The sequence below is a fragment of the Microvirga sp. KLBC 81 genome (genome assembly GCF_003075415.1).
GTDB lineage: Bacteria > Pseudomonadota > Alphaproteobacteria > Rhizobiales > Beijerinckiaceae > Microvirga.
This window is the reverse complement of record NZ_QDAH01000220.1, coordinates 1-1,779: the sequence shown is the minus strand read 5'-3', so window position 1 is coordinate 1,779 and position 1,779 is coordinate 1. Positions and strand designations below refer to the sequence as shown.

1 protein-coding gene and 1 pseudogene are annotated in these 1,779 nt (G+C 65.4%); one reads left to right on the top strand and one right to left on the bottom strand.

Translation table 11 applies throughout. The features are described from left to right. On the bottom strand, positions 1-213 hold a 213-nt coding region (locus tag DC522_RS36670; RefSeq protein ID WP_245444761.1), incomplete at its 3' end, for a hypothetical protein. Here DC522_RS36670 and nifA point away from each other — a divergent pair. Continuing rightward, positions 124-1,779 (top strand): annotated as a pseudogene (nifA, locus tag DC522_RS33320) (nif-specific transcriptional activator NifA); the annotation flags it as partial. The gene DC522_RS36670 and the pseudogene nifA overlap by 90 nt on opposite strands.

Here is a 1,779-nt window from a genome sequence, read left to right as displayed (position 1 = left end):
AAAAAGGCGCTGGGGAGGAGCACCCTGGACAAGCCCTGAGGTGTGTCCATGACCCACATGCTGCGGGATCGGGTCGATGACGTCGGACCTTGGAACACCCGGCCTGACCCCCCCATCAAAACCATGCGCAAGGCGGAAATGTCGCTCAGCATCATCCACGAGATCTCTGGGGTCCGGGCCACGCCCGCCCAGCTGGAGGTCACGCTTGCCCATGTCGGGAACATCCTCTCCCCGTTTCGGCCAGGAGGTCATGGAGCAAGCGTCGTCCTGGACACTGAAGCAGAGCCGGAGATTACCGCAAATGGCAACACCCACCTCCATCAGGCCTTCGCCGCGTCATCCCGCACGCCGTCATCGACTAAATCGCCACTACGGGGATGCCGCTCGTCATCCCGGCTATCAGCACGTCCGAACCATGTCAGGTTGACCGTCAACCATCTTCGAGCCGCGGCCCCAGTACCTTTGTTGGGGTCGCGGTCAAGGCTGAGCATCAACTCAGTGGAACATTGTCGATCGACCGCGTCAGGGACGATGCCGCCAGCGTCGGCTGCGACGAGGGCGTACGCTGCCTGACCATGGTCGCCCCCTTGGCGGCCAGACCATCCGCCTCCATCGCCTCCTGAGCAGGGATGGTCAGCGGCTGATCGAGGAGCAACGGAGACCGGAGAACGTGCCCGATGAGGAGAGGACCGGCCCCGCCCGGCATCCGCATGCCAAACTCGATTGGATTGTCGGGGAAAGTCCCGCAATCACGCAGGTGCTCGAGACCATCGCGATCGTGGCACGGACGAATACCACCGTGCTTCTGCGCGGTGAAAGCGGCACCGGCAAGGAAGTCTTTGCACGGGCCATCCATGAGCTGTCGCCCCGGAGCAGGAAGCCGTTCGTCAAATTGAACTGCGCCGCGCTGCCTGAAAGCATGCTGGAATCGGAGCTGTTTGGGCATGAAAAGGGCGCCTTCACCGGAGCTGTCTCACAGCGCGCCGGCCGTTTCGAATTGGCGCATGGCGGAACCCTGCTCCTGGATGAAATCGGCGAGATATCGCCTGCCTTTCAAGCCAAGCTGTTGCGCGTCCTGCAGGAAGGCGAACTGGAGCGCGTCGGCGGCACCAGAACGCTAAAGGTCGATGTCCGGCTCATCTGCGCCACCAACAAGGACCTCGAGACGGCGGTCGTCCAGGGGGAGTTCCGGGCCGACCTGTATTACCGCATCAGTGTGGTGCCCATTATCCTGCCCCCGCTTAGAGACCGACCCGGCGATATTCCACGCCTGGCGCAAGCCGTCCTCGACCGGTTCAACAGGGAGAACCAGCGCGAGCTCGCCTTGGCGCCGTCGGCGCTGGAGGTGCTCTCGCGCTGCGACTTTCCGGGGAATGTTCGGGAGCTGGAAAACTGCGTGCGAAGGACGGCGACCCTGGCGCGGTCAAGGACGATCGCGGCAGCGGATTTCGCCTGCCAGAACAGCCAGTGCCTTTCTGCGCTGCTCGGGAACGGCGCCGACCGTCCGCATGGCGGCAAGGCCACCGGCGCGCTCGCCCGCGGCACCAGGATGCCGGCTGGACCGCCGCCGGCCAGGCGCCTCGGCGCCTCGGAGGGGGATGGGCCGGCCGTCAAGGCCTGCGCTCCGCCCGATCCCGCTTGGCCCACAATGGGGCCGCGTCTGGTGGAACGCGACCGGCTGATCGACGCGATGGAGAAGGCCGGCTGGGTTCAGGCCAAGGCGGCGCGTATCCTGGGCCTCACGCCGCGGCAGGTCGGCTATGCCCTGCGCCGGCATGG